This is a genomic window from Microbacterium sp. MYb54, assembly GCF_002979515.1.
GTDB lineage: Bacteria > Actinomycetota > Actinomycetes > Actinomycetales > Microbacteriaceae > Microbacterium.
This window is the reverse complement of record NZ_PCPA01000004.1, coordinates 173411-191567: the sequence shown is the minus strand read 5'-3', so window position 1 is coordinate 191567 and position 18157 is coordinate 173411. Positions and strand designations below refer to the sequence as shown.

The window sequence follows — 18157 nt, the reverse complement described above, 5'->3', positions numbered from 1 at the left end:
GGCCCGGCCGCGGTCATCATCTCGTGGCCTCCGACGCTGTCCCACTCGTTCGCGTACTCGCGATGAGCTCGCGGTACCAGTCGTAAGATGCCTTGGGCGTTCGTTCACCCGTCTCGAAGTCGACGTGGACGAGTCCGAATCGCTGGGTGTAGCCGTCTGCCCATTCCCAGTTGTCCAGGAGCGACCACACCGTGTACTCCTCCACCGGCACACCGGCATTGATCGCCTCCCCGACTGCTGCGAGATGTTCGGCCAGATACGAGATCCGATCGGTGTCGTCGACGCGGGTGGCGCGCTCGGGCTCGGGGAACGATGCACCGTTCTCCCCGATGATCACGGGCGGCAGCTGGGGATGCCGGGCGTGCAGGTCTACCAGGAGGTCGCGCAGCGCGCTCGGCATGATCGGCCACTCGGGACCGAATCCGGTGACGGGCACTCCGGGGGTCGGCACGATGTCGAAGGGGATCGGACTCCCCTGTTCGGCTGCGGTGACCGTGGTCGGGTTGTAGAAGTTGATCCCGTAGAAGTCGATCGAACGCCCGATCTCCTCGAGGTCGCCGTCCAGCACGGGCATCGGCGGCAGGCCGAGTGCCTCCAGATCGGGGTACGCACCCGCCAGGAGCGGCTCGCTGAAGGCCCTGTTGTGGATCAGGTCGTAGACCGCCGCGGCCTGATGGTCCTCGGCGGTGTCGCGCAACGGCAGCACCCAGGTGTGGTTGTTGACCAGTCCGACCGCTTCTGCTCCCTTCTCTCGAAGCACTGCCGCCGCTCGGGCATGCGCGAGGAGCTGGTGGTGGGCGGTCGGCAGCGCGTCAAAGAGCAGCTGCCTGCCCGGCGCCAGGGCGCCGACCGCATAGCCCTGCAACGTCGTCATCGCCGGCTCATTCAGGGTGTACCAGTGCGCGACCCGGTCGCCGAGGCGCTCGGCCACGATGTCCGTGTACTCGGCGAAGCGCTCGGCCGTGTCCCGGTTGAGCCATCCGCCCTCCGCTTCGACCGCACTGGGCATCTCCCAGTGGAAGAGAGTCGGGAACGGGACCACTCCGGCGTCGAGCAGGAGATCGATGAGACGGGAGTAGTGGTCGAGAACCGCGACTTCACCGATTCCCCTGCCGTCCGGCTGGACGCGTGCCCACGGGATGGAGAATCGGTAGCGGTCGAGACCGAGCCCGGAGGCCAGAGCCACATCGGACTCAGGATGCCGATAGCTGTCGCACGCGGGCTCCGCGGTCGACCCGTCGATGATCGCCCCCGGCCTCTCGAGGAAGTCGTCCCAGATGGATCTTCCGGCTGGCCCTGTGGGGCGGGAACCCTCGATCTGGAACGCAGAGGTCGCCGCAGACCAGCGGAGACCTGCGGGCGCGGACGGACGAACGGCTTCGGGGGTCATGTGGCTCCTTGACATCAGTGTCGGGATAGTGATGATTCTGCACCCGGTACCATCGAATCCGCGACCGAGTGTCGTGATCTCTTCCCCGTTTCGCGTCAACACCCCGTCTGCTGGTAGACTCGACTCTTGGCTTGCGTGTGGGTTCTTCCCTCACGACCGCTGTGCAGCAGCCCTCTTCTGCTGCCGGCATTCCGAACACTCCTGTACAGAAAGCGTCCACACGTGGCAAACATCAAGTCGCAGATCAAGCGCAACAAGACCAACGAGAAGGCTCGCGAGCGCAACAAGGCCGTCAAGAGCGAGCTCAAGACGCTCATCCGCTCGACCCGCACGGCAGTCACCGCCGGCGACAAGGCAGCAGCCGAGGCCACCATGAAGAAGGCGGCCGTCAAGCTCGACAAGGCCGTCAGCAAGGGTGTCCTGCACAAGAACCAGGCGTCGAACCGCAAGTCGGCTCTCGCCAAGCAGGTCGCTTCTCTCTGAGCTGAAGCATCTGAGAAAGGCCCGTCCCGTTACCGGGGCGGGCCTTCTTCGTCTTCCCGTGCGCTTGCCCGGACACAGAATCGACCGGCTACTCGCCGAATGGTCGACGCGTGGCGATCACGGTGACCATGCGCTCCAAAGCGAAGATCGGGTCACGAGCCGCGCCCTTGACCTCACCATCGGCTCTGGCCGTCGCCTGGATCGCCAGACCGAGTGACCTCTCGTTCCAGCCGGCGAGGTCGCGGCGGGCGCGATCAACCTGCCAATCCTTCATCCCCAAGCGCTGTGCGAGCTGGCGACTGGGCTCGCGGTTGCCGGCGACGCGAGCCATCGTGCGGAGTTTCATCGCGAAAGCTGCGACCATCGGAACCGGGTCGGCACCGGATGAGAGAGCATGGCGGAGGGCGATCAACGCCTCTCCGTAGCGACCGGCGATCGCCGTGTCGGCGACGACGAAAGCCGATACCTCGACCCGGCCGCCGTAGTACTTGGTGATGATCTCTTCTGAGATGTCGCCCTCGACGTCGCCGATGAGCTGTTGGCAGGCCGCCGCGAGCTCGGTCAGATCGTCGGCGAAGGCGGAGACCAGCGCACGCAGTGCGGGAGGAGCGATGCGCTTCTTCGCGGCCCGGAACTCGCCGGCGGCGAAGTCGACACGGTCGCCGTCGCGTTTGATCGCGGCGCAGGCTATCTCGATCCCCCCGCCGTTCCCGGCACGGAGCGCATCGAGGAGCTTCTTGCCCCGCACACTCGCGCCGGTGTGGCGGAGGATGACGGTCGCCCCCTCCTGAGGGTTGTCGAGGTACGACACCGCCTCCTGGATGAAGGCATCGGAGCACTTCTCCACGCCGGACACACGCACCAGACGCGGCTCCCCGAACAGGGAGGGCGAGGTGAGCGAGAGCAGGGTTCCCGGCGCGTAGTCATCGGCACGGACATCGCTGACCTCGAGCGCAGGATCCTCCGCACGGAGGTAGTCACGCACCCCGGCGATCGCTCGCTCGGCGCAGACCTCTTCCGGCCCGGAGACGAGCACGATGGGGGCGGGACGCGGCTCGCGCCACGAGACCTGCGGGATCTTGGTGGGCTTCGCGCCACCGCGGGAAGGAGGACGCGAAGCTGCCATGGATCCAGCCTACCGGCGGTCGCCGACAGAGCCCCGCTGCGGGACTACCGCGCCGCCCGTTCCGTCCAGACCTCGAGCTCGTCATCGCGGAGGCCGAGCAGGATGCGGCCCTGCTCGTCGGTCCGCAGAGTGTACGCGCCGGACGCGGCCAGGAGATCGAGGGTTTCTGCGCGCGGATGCCCGTAGTCGTTGTCCGCTCCGACGCTGAACAGAGCAACACGAGCCTGTATCGCCTCATACAGACCGGGATCCTGATCAGCGCTGCCATGGTGGGCCACCTTGACCACCCCGTAGTGGCCGAGCCTGGCCGTACGCAGCAGCATGCGCTGGGGCGCGGCCGAGAGGTCACCGAGGTAGATCGAGCGGGGCACGCCTCCCCCGTCGAACTCCATCACCACGCTCGCATCGTTGCCGGCGGGAAAGGCAGCGGATCCCCGTAGCGGCCAGAGAACCCGCCACTTCGCGTCGCCGAGCATGCCGTGCTGCCCTGCCGATCCCTCATCGACACGTGCGCCCGCATCGGCGAGATCTGCGAGGAGCCGGCGGTCGGATTCCTCTGCCACGGGGCCATGCAGAACCGCGGCGACCCGCCCTCTGACGGCGGCGACCCCGCCGATGTGGTCGAGGTCGAAATGTGTGAGGACGAGAAGATCGATGCGCTCGACGCCGAGAGACCGTAGGCAAGCAGCCAGGGGCTCCGGGTCTGGCCCTGCATCGATGAGAGCGACCTTCGTCGCGGAGCGGACGAGCACAGCATCTCCCTGTCCGACGTCGCACGCCGCGATGGACCAGCCCGCCGGTGCCGTTGCTGTAGCCAGTGGGCCGTCGAGGAGCATGCGGGACCCCGCGAGCGACAGCACCACCACGAGGACGGCAGCTGCACCTGCCCGCATCCATCGGATCGGGCGTGCGTCTGTGCGCTTCCGGGATTCCGTCGGGCGCCGGATCAAGACGATCGCGATGGCTCCGCTCACAAGAGCAACCAGCACAGCGCTGCCGATTCCGGCCGGCAGCAGGATCTGCGCAACCGGCAACCCGGCGGTGGTCGTCGCGGTCGTCGCGATCCAGGCGGTGGGGAGCCAGGCGGCCGCCACCAACAGGTCGGCAAGACCGGGAAGGGGCATCGCAAGGCAGGCGAGAAGCCCGATCACCGTAGCGACCGGGGCCGCGGGTGCGGCGATCAGGTTCGCGGCGATACCGATCAGCGATTGCTGCTCGGCGAACAGGGCGATGATCGGACCACACGCCAGCTGTGCGGCGAGCGGCACCGCGATCGCCAGCGCCACAGGTGCAGGCATCGCCTTGCCGAGCCCCCGGGCGAGCGGTGGCGCGAGCAGGATCAGCGCGCCGGAAGCCGCCACCGACAGGGCGAAGCCGGGAGTCGCCGCCAGCCAGGGATCGGCAACAAGGATTCCCACCGCACACAGCGAGAGCATGCCGGCCCCGGCGCTGGGTCGGCCCAGCAGCACGGTGAGCATGCCGACCGCCGCCATCACCGCCGCACGGATCACGCTCGGCTCGGGAGTCACCAGGACAACGAAACCGGCCAAGCCCGCCAGCGACAGCAGCACTCGCAACCAGCGCCCGCCGCCGCACAGTGCAGTCAGCCAGAAGATCGCGCCGACGACGATCGCGCAGTTCGCGCCGCTGACCGCGGTGAGGTGGCTGAGGCCACTCGTGCGCATGTCGTCGTTCAGGGCCTCCGTCACAGCCCGGGTGTCTCCCACCGCGAGCCCTGGAAGGAGGCCGGCTCCGGGCTCGGGGAGGCGCAGCGACCGTTCGACGATCCCGTTCTTGAGAGTCGCCGCGGCAGCGAACACGCCGGAAGCGGGCGATACGACCTCGGCCTCGCTCGCGAACACGACCAGAGTCGAGCGCTCCCCCGTATCTGTCGCCGACGCCTCCCCGACCACCTGGATATGCGCACCCAGGTCGAACCCATCCACCTGGTCTGTCCCGATACGCACCGGTACCGCCACGACGGCAGCACCTCCCGGTGGGCCGAGTCGCGTCGTGAGCACCTCCACCCACAGCTTCCCGTCCCGCCCCAGCGAAGCGGAAGATGTGACCTCCGCCTCGATCTCCACGACGCGGCCGTCCCATGCCATCGCCTGCTCGCGCGCCGGGAGCGCGAACCCCACCGACAACGCCGTGCCTGCCGACGCGGCAAGCACGACCACCGCAAGCGTGCCGTAAACGAGCGGTGTTCTGCCCCGTCGCTGTCGTCGATGAAGAACCGCCAATGCGCCGACACCTGCGCCGAAGCACACTGCCGCGCACCACCACACGACCTCTGAGACCATCACGCACAGCAGCGCTGTCGCCCACACCGTCACGGCGAGCGGCACCAGCCGGAGATCTCTCGGCTTCACACCCTGACCCCGTCGCGCACACCTTCAAGCAGCTTCTCTCCGATGCCCGGCACGGCGAGCAGATCGTCGACCGAGGCGAACCTGCCGTTCTCATCCCGCCAGGCGATGATCCGCTCAGCCAGTGCAGGCCCGATGCGTGGCAACGTCTCGAGCGCCGCCTGATCCGCACTGTTGAGGTCGATCCGGCCATCAGCCGGGAGTCCGGCAGATCCCGGGGCATCCGCGGCAGCACCGACCGTCGGCACCACGATCTGCTCCCCGTCGTCGAGCACCCGAGCGAGGTTGACCGCAGCGAGATCGGCGACCTCGGTCGTCCCACCCGCTGCGGCCAACGCGTCGACGACTCGCGCATCCAGGTCGAGGACGTACAGGCCTGGTGCTTCCACGGCCCCCAGGATGTGCACGTAGAGCTCACCGGTCGGCTCGGCAGCGGCACCCTCATCGGCCAACGGCACGGACTCGACCGGTGCCGCCTGCCCGCGAAGAATGCCGAGGCCGACGGCCGCCGACAGCACGACCAGCGCCAACACCACCGCCGCACCGATGCTCAGGCGCAACCGACGCCGGGACGGAGGAGGTGCCTGCGGGGATGCCATCCGGCCAAGCTAGGCGCGGTCAACAGTCCCGGTTCGCCCGGTAAGCGCCCACGGTGGACAACCCGCGTGGAGAGGCCGCCGTGGAGAAGTCGATCAGCCCTTGACGACGAAACTGACGATCTTCGGCGCGCGCACCACGACCTTCACGATCTCGCGGTCACCGATCGAACGGATCACGCGCTCATCGGCACGTGCCAGTGCCTCGAGCTCGGCCTCGCCGATTCGCGCGGGGACCTCGAGCTGGGCGCGGACCTTGCCACCCACCTGCACGACTGCCGTGATCGTGTCTTCGACCAGCAGCGCAGGATCGGCGGAACGCCACGTCACCAGACCGACGGACGGCTCGTGACCCAGGATCTCCCACATCTCCTCCGCGGTGTGCGGTGCGAAGAGGTCGAGCATCACCGCGAGCGTCTCGGCGGCCTCGCGAACGGCGGGGTCGGCCGCGCCCGCTGCACCATCGATCGTCTTGCGGGTGATGTTCACCAGCTCCATCAGGCGCGCGACGAGCACGTTGAACTTCGTCTGCTCGACGAGGCCGGGCGCTTCGAACAACAGCTTGTGCGTCGCGCGGCGCAATGCAGCGTCTCCGCCGTCGAAGACCACGTCGACCGAGGACGAGACGTCGCCTGCGATCCGCAGGGCGCGTGCCAGGAACTTCTGTGCCCCGGCCGTCGACACGTCCTCCCAGTTGATGTCGTCTTCGACGGGGCCGGCGAATGCCAGCGCGACGCGGACGACATCGGCACCGGGGTCGATCATGCTCGAGGCGAACTCGACGAGGTTGCCCTTGCTCTTCGACATCTTCGATCCGTCGAGCAGCACCATGCCCTGGTTGATCAGCGTCGTGAAGGGCTCGGTGAAGTCGATCAGCCCGATGTCGAACAGCACCTTGGTGATGAAGCGCGCGTACAGCAGGTGCAGGATCGCGTGTTCGACACCACCGATGTACGAATCGACAGGCGCCCAGCGATCAGCCTGGGCCGGATCGAACGCCACGGTGTCGCTGTTCGGCGAGAGGAAGCGCAGGAAGTACCAGGAGCTGTCGACGAACGTGTCCATGGTGTCGGTGTCGCGCAGCACCGGGTCGCCCGTCTCGGGGTCGGTCGTGCGCACCCAGCTCTCGGCAGCCCCGAGGGGCGAGGTGCCCTTGGGCGAAAGGTCGAGACCGTCGACACGCGGCAGCTTCACGGGGAGCTTGTCCTCGGGCACCGGGATGATCCGGCCGTCTTCGGTGTGCAGCATCGGGATGGGAGTACCCCAGAAGCGCTGGCGGGAGATCAGCCAGTCGCGCAGGCGGTAGTTCTTCGCAGCGCGCCCGGTGCCGGATGCCTCCAGCTGCTCGATCGCGCGAGCGATCGCGTTGCGCTTGGACAGCCCGTTCAGCGAACCGGAGTTGATCAAGCGGCCTTCGCCGGTCAGCGCGAGCCCGGTGGAAGCCGGATTCTGTTCGTCGAGAGCGGCGCCGGTGTCGATCGGGACGCCTTCTTCGTCGACCTCGATCACCGGCATCGCACCGGTGACGGGGGCCGTCGTGTCGACGACGACCTTGACGGGCAGGTCGAACGCGCGGGCGAAGTCCAGGTCGCGCTGGTCGTGCGCGGGAACGGCCATGACCGCACCGTGACCGTAGTCGGCCAGCACGTAGTCGGCAGCCCACACGGGGAGCTTCTCACCGTTGACCGGGTTGATCGCATACCGCTCGAGGAACACACCCGTCTTCGGGCGATCCGTCGACTGCCGGGCGATGTCGGTCTCCTTCTGCACCTGCTCGAGGTACGTCTGGAAACGCTTCCGCACATCGTCCGACGCATCGGCCGCGAGCTCGGAAGCCAGGTCGGAGTCGGGGGCCACGACGAAGAACGTCGCACCGTGGAGGGTGTCAGGGCGCGTGGAGAAGACCGTCACCGGCTCGGCCCGACCCTCGATCACGAAGTCGACATCCGCACCGATCGAGCGGCCGATCCAGTTGCGCTGCATCTGGAGAACCTTGTGCGGCCAGAAGCCCTCGAGCTGGTTCAGGTCGTCGAGCAGACGGTCGGCATAGTCGGTGATGCGGAAGTACCACTGGGTGAGCTTCTTCTTGATGACCTCGGCGCCGCAGCGCTCGCAGCGGCCGTCGACGACCTGCTCGTTCGCCAGCACCGTCTGGTCGTTGGGGCACCAGTTCACCGCACTCTTCTTGCGGTACGCCAGCCCACGCTCGTAGAGCTTCAGGAACAGCCACTGATTCCAGCGGTAGTACTCGGGGTCGGAGGTGTGCAGAACCCTGGTCCAGTCGTAGGAGGTGCCGAACTCCTTCAGGCTCTGCTTCTGCTGGTCGATGTTCGCGTAGGTCCACTCGCGGGGGTCTGCGCCGCGCTTGATCGCCGCATTCTCGGCGGGCAGCCCGAAGGAGTCCCAGCCGATGGGATTGAGCACGTTGTGCCCGCGATGACGCCAGAACCGCGCGACCATGTCGACGTAGGCGTAGTTCTCGGCGTGCCCCATGTGCATGTCGCCCGATGGGTAGGGGAACATCCCGAGCACGTACTTGCGCGGGCGGGTGTCGTCGTCGCCGCCCGTGAGGAACGTGCCGTTCTCCGCCCAATACTTCTGCCACTTGTTCTGGATGGCGTGCGCCGACGGAGTCTCGTCGTCGGCAGGAGCGGCGGACAGGTTCTCAGACAACGAACGCACGACCAATCTGGTGGAATAAGCGGGATCAGTTCAGGATATCGGAACGCCAGAGCACAGGCATTCCAGCGCCCAGCGCCGCGAGAGGCGCCAGAGCCTTGGTCGCGACCTCGGCGACCTCGGCGGCGGGAACCGAGCCCCAGGTGATCCCCCCGCCGGCACCGACCACGGCCTGCTCCCCCTCGATCAGGATGCTGCGGATCACCATCGCGAGATCCAATGCCCCGTCGTCGCCGATGTAACCGAAGCATCCGGCGTAGACCCCACGAGGCCCGCCCTCCAGCTCGTGCAGCCGAGTCATCGCCGAGAGCTTCGGGGCCCCCGTCATGCTGCCCGCGGGAAACGTCGCTTCCAGCAGCGCCCCGACCGTCGTCGCCTCAGCCGCCACACCGCTCACCGTGCTCACGAGCTGGTGCACGGCGGGATAGCTCTCCACGACCCAGAGACCGTCGACGCGGATGCTGCCAGGCTCACACACGCGGGAGAGATCGTTGCGCATCAGATCGACGATCATGACGTTCTCGGCGCGTTCCTTGGGATCGATCGCGAGTTCCGCGGCGAGCGCGGCATCTTCGACCGGATCGATGCTGCGGGGTCTGGTGCCTTTGATGGGGCGTGTGCGGATGACGCCCCCCGCTGCGTGGAGGAACTGCTCAGGGCTCGCGCTCAACAGCGTGCGGTCGCCGATCCGCAGGAATCCGCCGTGATGGGCCGGGGTCGCGGTGCGAAGCCTTCGGTAGATGTCGACGGCGTCATGCGCACCCGTGACAGTGAAGCGTGTGGTCAAGCACAGCTGATATGCGATACCCGCACGGATGAGGTCGCGGCAGCGTTCGATCAGAGCGGCGTACTGGCGTGGGTCGTGTCGGGCCTCTGCGGTGCGAAGCGGTCCCCGCGGGTCGACGCCTGTCGTGGACGCGGATGCGTCCCCTCCGGCCTCTGCCACCGTGGCGACTTCTGCCTCCCAGTTCTCGAGATCCTCCGCGGCACTGAGCACCCAGACGGACTGCGTGACGTGGTCGAAAGCGACGACGTGGGTGACGTGCAGCCATGCGCCGGCTGTCGCGTCGGGGGAACCGGCCACCGGCGCACCCGCCACGGCCGCGCCGCTCTCGTAGTCGAGCCAGCCGACCCATCCCCCGGTGAACGGCGGGAGTGCGGGATCGGCGGGGGCGACGTCGATGCGAACCTCTCGCGGAAGCACCGACTGCTCCCCGGTCCCGACGAAGCTCCACCCCGTCGCGGCGTCGGTGCCCGCGTCGAGCCAGAACACATCGGCCGCCCTGGCCTCCAGCATGCCGAACACCGACGAGGGCTCCACCCAGGAGGGAAGCGATCGAGCAGTCAGATGTTCGGGCACCTTGCCAGCCTAGGACCGGTCGGCTCCCGTATCCTCATGGGGTGGACGACCTCCTGATCTGGCTCCTCGACACCGTGCAGTCGATCGATCCGGTCACTCGCACGCTGATAGCCGGGCTCGCCGTGATGCTGGAGACGAGCATCCTGATCGGCCTCATCGTCCCCGGTGACACGATCGTCATCATCGCCTCGATGGGAGTCGCGACTCCTCTCGAGGGCATCGCGATGGGTGTCGCCGTCGTGATCGGCGCACTTATCGGCGAGAGCATCGGCTTCTGGCTCGGTCGTTGGCTCGGCCCGCACATCCGGGCGTCGTGGCTGGGCCGCCGGATCGGCGAGCACAACTGGGTCCGCGCCGAGAACTACCTCGAGCGCCGCGGCGGCATCGCGATCTTCCTGTCCCGCTTCCTCCCCGTGCTGCACTCCCTCGTCCCCCTCACCGTCGGCATGAGCGAGTACCCGTACCGCAAGTTCCTGGCCTGGACCGCCCCGGCGTGCATCCTGTGGGCCACCGCGTATGTGAGCGTCACGTCGCTCGCTGCCGGCAGCTTCCGCGAGCTCGTCGATCGCGTGCACTTCGCCGGGTACATCTTCGTCGGGGTGATCGCGCTGTTCCTGCTGCTGGCCTTCCTCGGCAAGAAGCTGCTGCAGCGTCGTGAAGCTCGCCACCTGGAGGCTCCGGAGGCTGAGGCCGACGCCGACATGAAAGACTGAGCCAATGGCATCGGCTCCCCCAGCCCCCCGGATCCACTGGTTCGCCCGACTCGAGCATCGCCTCCATGTCTGGCGTGAAGGTCGTGCGCGCCGTCGCGGCCGCGTCGCGACCATCCTCCCGTTCCCCGGTTACGGCGGACCCGGCTGGGTTCGGGTCGTCGGTCGAGTGCTGATCGTGCCCCCGCAGCGTCGTACCCGCGACGGAGAACCTGCCAGTGTCCGGGGCTGGCGCAGTTTCGTCGGCATCCCCGTGGGATTCGCCGCGGTGACCGTGAACATCGGCGACACCACGCACCAGGTGGCGGCTGACCGCGGCGGTGTCGTGGATGCGATGATCCGCGTCGAGTTGGAGCCCGGCTGGCAGACGTTCACCTTCTCGGTCGAGGGCCAGGAGCCCATCGAGGCGCGCGTGTTCATCGTCGCCGAGGGCATCAGGTTCGGTGTCGTGTCCGACGTCGACGACACGGTGATGGTGACGGCGCTCCCCCGCCCCTTCATCGCCTTCTGGAACTCCTTCGTGCTCGACGAGCACGCCCGTCTGCCCGTGCCGGGGATGGCCGTTCTCCTGGATCAGCTGCTGCGGCAGCACCCGGGCGCCCCGATGGTCTATCTGTCCACCGGTGCGTGGAACGTGGCCCCCACGCTGTGGCGCTTCCTCGGTCGGCATCTCTTCCCCGCCGGCTCCATGCTGCTCACCGACTGGGGTCCGACGCACGAACGCTGGTTCCGCAGCGGTCGTGAGCACAAGCTCACCAACCTGCGTCGACTGGCGACCGAGTTCCCCGACGTGAAGTGGCTGCTGATCGGCGACGACGGCCAGCACGACGAGTCGATCTACAGTCAGTTCATGGACGAGTACCCCGATTCCGTCGCGGGCGTGGCGATCCGTCGTCTGCTGCCTGCCGAGGCTGTGCTCGCCGGTGGCCGCACCGGCCACGAACCGCACTCCGAGGGCACAGCACCGTGGGTGAGTGCCGAAGACGGCGCCGGCCTTCGCGACCTGCTCGGCGAAGCCGGCATCCTGCACTGACATGACCATCGCCCGACAGGACTGGGCCCTCCGCGAGGAAGCCCACCGCGAACGTGCCGACGCTCTCACCGCTCGGCACCGGGACCGGGCGACGCGTGCCGAGAGGCATCCGGTGTGGGATTTCCTGTTCACCTACTACTCCTACAAGCCTGCACAGCTGCGGCGCTGGCATCCCGGCGCCGGTGTGGAGCTTGCCGACGCCACCGAACGCCTCGACTGGCGCTGGTACTCCCCGGGACGAGCCGCCGACAGCGCCGTTCCCGATGCCCGAGCTTTCGGCGATGAGAAGGCGGAGTTGGCGGCCCTCATCGAGAAGATGCTGCGCCGCACGGCATCGCGCCCCGGACAGTTCGGCTGCTTCGGTCTGCACGAGTGGGCGATGGTGTACCGCGCCGACGAGCACCGGCACGCGGTGCCGCTGAGGTTGGGACAGGCGGGCACCGATGCCGTCGTCGAGAGCCACGATCTGCGTTGCACGCACTTCGACGCGTTCCGCTTCTTCACCCCGGAGGCCGTGCCCCGCAACCGCACTGCGCTGAGCCGCGATGACCAGCCGCTGTTCGAGCAGCCTGGTTGTCTTCATGCGGGCATGGACCTCTACAAGTGGGCGACGAAACTCGGGCCTCTCGTCCCCGGGGAGCTTCTCCTGGATTCGTTCGAGCTCGCCCGCGACATCCGTCTTCTCGACATGCAGGCCGCGCCCTACGACCTCTCGGCATGGGACATGACCCCGGTGCCCATCGAGACGGCCGAGGGAAAGGCGGAGTACGTGCGACGGCAGCGCGTCTTCGCCGATCGCGGTGCCGCTCTTCGCGCCGCGCTGCTGAACGCCTGGCTCGGTGACGGTGCCCGCGAGGCTGCCTGAGGTCAGCCCGCCGGCTCGCAGTCGGCACAGACCGCCCATCTGGCGGTGGCTCCGGCGACCTGCACACGCAAGGTGACGACACGGGTCGCGGCTTCTTCGAGCCTCTCCGCAGGCAGCGCTCCCGTCTCGACCGCTGACGCGATTCCGGCCGCCATCGCTCCCGCCGTCTGGGCGTCGGAACCCGCGATCATCAGCACCAGGTCGTTTCCCGCGGCGATCGCCGCCACACCGTTCGCCACCGGATCGGCATACGCCGGGTCGCCTGACGACAACAGCATCCCGAGATCGTCGGTCACCGCAACGCCCTCGAAGCCGAGCTCGTCTCTGGCGATCGCATGCCACTTCGGCGACAGAGACGCCGGAAGCGCATCGACGGACGCGTAGGCGAGGTGGCCGTACATGAGCATGGATGCGCCGGCGTCGATACCGGCCGCGAATGGGACGGCCTCGGTGTCTCGCCACTCCTCGAGCCCCATCGTCGTACTCGGGATCGCGCGGTGCGAATCGCCCGGTGCCGCTCCGTGCCCGGGGAAGTGCTTGAGAGTCGACGCGACGAACTGCTCCTGCGCCATCGTCGCAGCCGCCACCCGATCGGCGGCGCTCTTCGGATCGGTGCCGAGGGCGCGTCCGTGGATGAACGAGCCTGGATCGGGCGTGTAGTCGGCCACGGTGCCGAAGTTCACGGTGATCCCCGCACGCGCCACCAGCGACCCACGGGCTGCGAAGGCGGCGAGCGTATCGGCGACGGGGAGACTCTTCAACGACGTGGACGCGGGGTAGTCATCGCCGTGCAGGCGCGAGACCAGACCACCCTCCTGATCGACGGCGATGAGCGGCGGCAGATCGGGGTCGACGGTCAACGACGCGGTCAGGTTCTGCAGCTCCGCTTCGGACGACGGGATGTTCGCACCCATGAGGATGAATCCGCCGAGGCCCGACTCCATGTACGACCGGAGCGCGGCGGGGTCGGTTCCCGCCACATGCCCCATCACGACGGTCGAAGCCTGCTCAGCGACAGACATGCCCTGCACCAGCGCGGTCGCACGCTCTGCGGCGGCAGACTTCGGCGAGGCGGCCACTACCCCAGATGCGGAGGCGGACGCTGAGACGGACACGTCAAGCGTTGCGGCCGATGCGACCGGCGAGATGCACAGTCCCGCCACCGCGACGGCTGCCAGAGAGGCCGCCGCCCATCCACGGTGTCGAGACATCACGTGCTCTGCCTCCAGACGGTCGGCGTCAGCAGGCGAGCGCCTCGGCGATCGGCACCGCGGACTCCGCGTCGCCGTTGCCGAAACGGATCGTCCGGCCGATCGTGCAGGGCTCGTGGAGGGAGACTGCGATGACCGTGGCGACGTCGGCGCGCGACACCGCTCCACGACCGGCGGGGTCGATCTGGATACGGGAGGTCGGATCGTCGAAGGTGAGCGTGCCCGGTGCGAGGATCGTGCCTTCGAGCCCGGTGCCCCGAAGGTGCTCATCGGCAGCCCACTTGGCGTCGGCGTACGGGAAGAAGGAGTCGCCCTCCGGAACACCGTGATCGGCGGTGGACCCGAGCCAGGACACCATGACGTAGCGTCGGACCCCCGCACGCTCGGCCGCATTCATCGATCGCTGCGCGGCGTCGCGATCGACGGCGTAGGTGCGCTCCGCAGAGCCCCCACCGGCACCGGCCGACCATACGACGGCGTCGTGCCCGCTGATGATCTCGGCGATGGCCTCGACGTCCATGTTCTCGACATCGGCGACCAGCGCCGTCGCCCCACCCGCTTCGACCTCGGCCGCATGATCCGGATTCCGGATCACTCCGGTCACCTCGTCTCCTCGTGCGACGAGGAGCGGCGCGAGCAGAAGGGCGATGCGGCCATGGCCGCCGAAGACGATGATGCGCGACATGCCTTCACCCTACGCGCCCTGTCCGACGTCAGCGCGGGGTCTGGTCGCTGTCGATCACGAACGCCTGCGGGTGGCTGGGCAGGTAGCGCACCACGATCAGCTCACCGCCGGGGATGTAGGCGTCACGATCGGGGTACACGGCAGGTGTGAAGAAGTTGCTCTCGAGCGTGTACTCGACCCCTTCCGCCGTCGTGAACGTCACCCAGTCGCCCTGCATCGTCGCCGACGTCGGACGGCCGTTGTCGTAGATGTACGCCCGGGTCACCGGCACGCCGGTCAGGCTGAGGATTCCGATCACGAGAGAGCCCAGCATCAGGAAGGCCAGGATCCGGGCGCCGACGCGCACGAAGCTCCCCCAGACCCGTCCACGCGGCCGAGCGTCCAGCGGCAGCAGCCCCTCCCGCTCGCGAACGGCCCGGAGCGCTCCTCCCGGCACCGCACCGCGTGCCGACAACGCGAACAGGCCGAGGATCGAGAACCCGGCGATGAAGACCATCGCGTAGCCGTGAGATGCCGGGAAGTTCACCAGCCAGATGAGCGTGTCCATCGGGTTCATCGCCCCGCCTCCTTCTCGATCGTCACCGCGACGGTCTGCGGATCTTCCCGGCGGTAGAACGCCCAGATGGGCGCGCCCACCTGCAGATGCGGGATCGCCTGCGGGTACACGAAGACCGTGGTGTCGGCCTCCCACGTCGCCGCCCCGTCCGGCGCCATCAGGACACGCAGTGCGAGTTCGGCCTGCCCTTCTCGACGGCGCCCCGTCGGTCGCACCTCGAGCACGGATGCGGACACCTGAGTGCCGCTCGTACGCGCGCGCACCTGCGTCGGATCGATCAGCCCTCGCTCGATCCGCCATTGCAGCATCGCGTCGCGCACGGCCGGATCGCTGAGATCCGCGAGCTCGACGTTGTCCTGGTCGGTCAGGCTGTAACGCACCGGTACCGGAAGCCCGACCTGAAGCGTGGCGAAGTCGGCCGCGTCGACGAGCATCCGAAGCTGCGCGATGAACTCCTCAGAGGTGCTCGGCGTCACGCGGATGAACAGGTCGTACTGCGGAACGTCGTTGACGGTCAATCCGGTGCGCGAGACCTCGACGATCGTGCCGACACCGATCTGCGCCTCACCGCGCACCGTCTTGCGGCGCCCGAGACCCGACAGCATCCCGCCGAAGGTCAGCAGCAGACCCCAGGCGACCCCGATCATGATCGGAGCGCCGAGAGTGTCCTCACCGGAGAAGGGGAGGATCGACTGTCTCTGGTCGACTCCGAACAGACCCTCGCCGACCCAGATGACGAGCCAGGCGGAGAGCAGCAGCCAGACGACGAAGAACACGATGCGGAGCATGCCCTCAGGGTATCCAGCCACCGATTCCCTCCCGAACACAGATTCCGCACCCGGTCCCACATCGTTCGAGACTCGGTCCTCTACACTCAGGTCAACGATGCCGACCCGAGACGGCGTCCCTCCCGACAGCAGGACGACGATGCCCACACCGCTGATCGAGCGCGAGATCACCGCGCACGTGTCGCTCACCACGCCCGACGGGGCCCTGAACCGCGATGCGCTGGGCTGGTCGCGCACACCGGTTCACGACACCTCGGGGATCCCGGGCCGCGGTCGCTGGGGCCGCAACAAGCGGTGGGAGTACTGGAACGTGATGACCCCGTCGCACATCATCGCCTTCACCATCTCGAACGTCGACTACATGGCATTGCACGAGGTCTGGGTGCTGGATCGCGCGACCGGCGTCGACATCGGATCGACGGTGATCGCCCCAGGGGGACGCAGTGCCGTGCTGCCACCATCTCTCGGCGAAGGACCGGCACGAGCTCGCACCCGCCGCATCACCCTCGACATCGACGAGACCTTCGACGGGACGCGCCTGCGCGGCACCGCACCTCGACTGTCGTTCGATCTGCATGCCGCTCGCCCGGCGGGACACGAATCGCTCGGCGTCGTGGTGCCGTGGCGGCGCGGCGACGACGTCCCGCACTTTCAGTACACGGTCAAGGATGTGGCGCGGCCGACGACCGGAACCGTGACGGTGGACGGCGTCGCGCACGACATCGCGGCAGGGAGCTGGGCAGTGCTCGACCATGGCCGCGGGCGTTGGCCGTACCGCGTGCAATGGAACTGGGCGGCAGGCAGCGGCATCGTCGATGGCCGTGTCATCGGCCTGCAGCTGGGCTCGAAATGGACCGACGGCTCAGGGGCGACGGAGAACGCGCTGCTCGTCGACGGGCGTCTGTCGAAGATCAGTGAAGAGCTCGTCTGGGACTACGACCCCGAGCGCTTCATGCAGCCGTGGCATGTGCATGGCGCCACAGCCGATCTGACCTTCACACCGTTCTACGACAAGCGCTCGCGCACGAACGCCTGGTCATCGAGAGCAGGACCGACCAGCTGTTCGGCGTCTGGACCGGGTGGGCGCTCGACGACACCGGAACCCGCGTGCACGTCGACGGCATCGAGGGTTTCGCCGAAGAGGTGCTCAACCGCTGGTGATGTTCGCGCCCGTGGACTGCAGCATCCGCTGCACGCCCTTCGCGGCGGAGCGCCCGGCACGATTCGCACCGATCGTGCTGGCGGACGGCCCGTAGCCGACCAGCTGCACACGAGGATCGGCGACGGCCGTGGTACCGCGACCGTTCCGATCGAGCTGAATGCCGCCGGCCGCACTGCGCAGGTGCAGGGGCGCCAGGTGACTGATCGCAGGGCGGAACCCGGTGGCCCACAGGATGACGTCGACCTGCTCGAAGCTGCCGTCTGCCCAGCGCACGCCGTCCGGCTCGATGCGCTCGAACATCGGGCGTCGAGCAGCGTAAGCACCCAGACGCTCCGCTTCACGCTCCTGCGGGCGGAGCATGAGTCCGGTGACGCTGACCACGCTCTCAGGAGGGAGCCCGGCGGCGACGCGCTGCTCGACGAGGGCGACCGCGGCTGCTCCCGCCTCCGGCGTGAAGTCGTCGTGCCGCCACACCGGTTCACGGCGGGTGACCCACAGCGTCTCGGTGATCGGAGCGAGCGCGCCGAGGAACTGCACAGCAGACGCGCCTCCGCCGACGATGAGCACCCGTTTGCCGAGGAAGTGCTCCGGCCCCGGATAGTCCACCGTGTGCAGCTGTTCACCCACGAACGTCTCCATGCCGGGGAAGTGCGGCAGGAACGGATGAGACCAGGTCCCTGTCGCATTCACGAGCGTGCGGGTCGTCCACTCCCCCTCACGGGCTCGCACGACCAGCAGTCCGCCCTCATCCTCCACCCGCTCGACATGGATCGGGCGGAGAACCGGCAGCGCATGCTTCGTCTCGTACGCGGCGAAGTAGCCGGGGACTGCGATGTTGGCGCGCGCGTCGTCCCGCGGCGGTGGCGTGTCATCGGGGAGTTCTGCGACGCCGTGCACGTCACGCATCGTCAGTGCATCCCAGCGGTGCTGCCATGCTCCTCCTGGCCGTGACCCTGCATCGAGGACCACGTGCGAGATATCCAATCGGGACAGGTGGAAGGATGCCGAGAGACCGGCCTGCCCTGCGCCGATCACCACACTGTCGAGGATGCTCACGCAGAGAAGAACGTCCTGCCCGGCGCAGTTGTTCCACCGGGCGGCGACACTCCCGGGCGCCCGTTCCCGATTGGTGCTCGCGCAGATT

General features: G+C 68.0%; 15 protein-coding genes and 1 pseudogene. 5 read left to right on the top strand and 11 right to left on the bottom strand.

Annotated features, from left to right (window positions below; translation table 11 throughout):
• Nucleotides 1-16: 16 nt before the first annotated feature.
• A complete protein-coding gene (locus tag CQ040_RS06500; RefSeq protein WP_105525812.1) occupies nt 17-1390 on the bottom strand; it encodes a glycoside hydrolase family 1 protein in 1374 nt (457 codons plus the stop codon).
• 222 nt (nt 1391-1612) lie between these two features.
• Between CQ040_RS06500 and rpsT the strand changes: the two genes are divergently transcribed.
• Nucleotides 1613-1873, top strand: coding sequence for a 30S ribosomal protein S20 (gene rpsT, locus CQ040_RS06495; protein ID WP_028501636.1), 261 nt, complete (start codon nt 1613-1615; stop codon nt 1871-1873).
• An 88-nt stretch (nt 1874-1961) separates the two neighbouring features.
• Here rpsT and holA read toward each other — a convergent pair whose 3' ends face one another.
• The 5 genes from holA to CQ040_RS06470 form a co-directional block, all read right to left on the bottom strand.
• A complete protein-coding gene (gene holA / locus CQ040_RS06490; protein WP_105525811.1) occupies nt 1962-2999 on the bottom strand; it encodes a DNA polymerase III subunit delta in 1038 nt (345 codons plus the stop codon).
• Nucleotides 3000-3043: 44 nt separating this feature from the next.
• Entirely contained in the window at nt 3044-5371 is a 2328-nt protein-coding gene (locus tag CQ040_RS06485) for a ComEC/Rec2 family competence protein (RefSeq protein WP_258131173.1), read from the bottom strand.
• Nucleotides 5368-5967 carry a ComEA family DNA-binding protein gene (locus CQ040_RS06480; RefSeq protein ID WP_105525810.1) on the bottom strand — a complete coding sequence of 200 codons (600 nt, stop codon included), beginning with the start codon at nt 5965-5967 and terminating at the stop codon, nt 5368-5370. The genes CQ040_RS06485 and CQ040_RS06480 overlap by 4 nt, the downstream gene beginning before the upstream one ends.
• Nucleotides 5968-6060: 93 nt before the next feature.
• Nucleotides 6061-8646: a leucine--tRNA ligase gene (gene leuS / locus CQ040_RS06475; RefSeq protein ID WP_181156710.1), complete on the bottom strand. Its 2586-nt coding sequence runs from the start codon at nt 8644-8646 to the stop codon at nt 6061-6063.
• Nucleotides 8647-8671: 25 nt separating this feature from the next.
• Entirely contained in the window at nt 8672-10003 is a 1332-nt protein-coding gene (locus tag CQ040_RS06470) for an anthranilate synthase component I family protein (RefSeq protein WP_105525809.1), read from the bottom strand.
• A 41-nt stretch (nt 10004-10044) separates the two neighbouring features.
• Between CQ040_RS06470 and CQ040_RS06465 the strand changes: the two genes are divergently transcribed.
• From CQ040_RS06465 to CQ040_RS06455, 3 genes are read left to right on the top strand one after another with little or no spacing between them, the layout of a single operon-like run.
• Nucleotides 10045-10716: a DedA family protein gene (locus CQ040_RS06465; protein WP_028501631.1), complete on the top strand. Its 672-nt coding sequence runs from the start codon at nt 10045-10047 to the stop codon at nt 10714-10716.
• Nucleotides 10717-10720: 4 nt separating this feature from the next.
• Nucleotides 10721-11746: an App1 family protein gene (locus CQ040_RS06460; protein ID WP_105525808.1), complete on the top strand. Its 1026-nt coding sequence runs from the start codon at nt 10721-10723 to the stop codon at nt 11744-11746.
• Nucleotide 11747: 1 nt separating this feature from the next.
• Nucleotides 11748-12611, top strand: coding sequence for a 3-methyladenine DNA glycosylase (locus CQ040_RS06455; RefSeq protein ID WP_105525922.1), 864 nt, complete (start codon nt 11748-11750; stop codon nt 12609-12611).
• A 2-nt stretch (nt 12612-12613) separates the two neighbouring features.
• Here the strand turns inward: CQ040_RS06455 and CQ040_RS06450 are convergent, their stop codons facing one another.
• The 4 genes from CQ040_RS06450 to CQ040_RS06435 are packed head-to-tail and all read right to left on the bottom strand — an operon-like array spanning nt 12614 to nt 15851.
• Nucleotides 12614-13822 carry a glycoside hydrolase family 3 N-terminal domain-containing protein gene (locus tag CQ040_RS06450; RefSeq protein WP_181156722.1) on the bottom strand — a complete coding sequence of 403 codons (1209 nt, stop codon included), beginning with the start codon at nt 13820-13822 and terminating at the stop codon, nt 12614-12616.
• A 28-nt stretch (nt 13823-13850) separates the two neighbouring features.
• Entirely contained in the window at nt 13851-14507 is a 657-nt protein-coding gene (locus CQ040_RS06445) for an SDR family oxidoreductase (RefSeq protein ID WP_105525807.1), read from the bottom strand.
• Nucleotides 14508-14535: 28 nt separating this feature from the next.
• Entirely contained in the window at nt 14536-15063 is a 528-nt protein-coding gene (locus tag CQ040_RS06440; RefSeq protein WP_105525806.1) for a hypothetical protein, read from the bottom strand.
• Nucleotides 15060-15851, bottom strand: a complete 792-nt coding sequence (locus tag CQ040_RS06435; protein WP_105596220.1) for a hypothetical protein — start codon at nt 15849-15851, stop codon at nt 15060-15062. Before CQ040_RS06435 ends, CQ040_RS06440 begins: the two co-directional genes overlap by 4 nt.
• On the opposite strand from CQ040_RS06435, the pseudogene CQ040_RS06430 reads away from it, so the two are divergent.
• Nucleotides 15796-17012: pseudogene (locus CQ040_RS06430) on the top strand (DUF2804 domain-containing protein). The gene CQ040_RS06435 and the pseudogene CQ040_RS06430 overlap by 56 nt on opposite strands.
• Here the strand turns inward: CQ040_RS06430 and CQ040_RS06425 are convergent.
• On the bottom strand, nt 16999-18069 hold the full coding sequence (locus tag CQ040_RS06425) for an NAD(P)-binding domain-containing protein (RefSeq protein WP_105525804.1): 1071 nt from the start codon (nt 18067-18069) through the stop codon (nt 16999-17001). The pseudogene CQ040_RS06430 and the gene CQ040_RS06425 sit on opposite strands and share 14 nt — an antisense overlap.
• Nucleotides 18070-18157: the final 88 nt, after the last annotated feature.